Origin of the sequence: Oceaniferula marina, assembly GCF_013391475.1 — a bacterium.
Taxonomy (GTDB): Bacteria; Verrucomicrobiota; Verrucomicrobiia; order Verrucomicrobiales; family Akkermansiaceae; genus Oceaniferula; species Oceaniferula marina.
The window spans coordinates 1-281 of the sequence record NZ_JACBAZ010000085.1 but is presented as its reverse complement, the minus strand read 5'-3'; the positions used below and the strand labels follow the sequence as shown (position 1 = coordinate 281).

Below are 281 nucleotides of genomic sequence, written 5' to 3'. Positions count from 1 at the left end.
AAAGAAATTAGAACGATGATAAACAAAGGGTCTAAGATATCTTCTCTAAAATCAAAAGATATTTCTTTTTGTTCCCTACTAATGATTAAATCTAGCTTTGACTCCATCTCATTCAATTCCTGTTCAAGTTCTTGATATTCATCTGACTTCTTATCTTTTTTTTGCAGATCAACTTTTAGTTCAGATAAGCGATTTTTCAGCATCTGCGCATCTTTTTGATAACTAGTATCCTCACGGAAAAATTTAGATATCGAGATAAATAAAGTTAATCCGAGAAGCAG

The 281-nt window shown here is 31.0% G+C and carries 1 protein-coding gene; it reads right to left on the bottom strand.

The window, feature by feature from the left end:
* Positions 1-281: hypothetical protein (locus HW115_RS19605; protein ID WP_178935364.1), on the bottom strand; the 281-nt coding region annotated here is incomplete at both ends.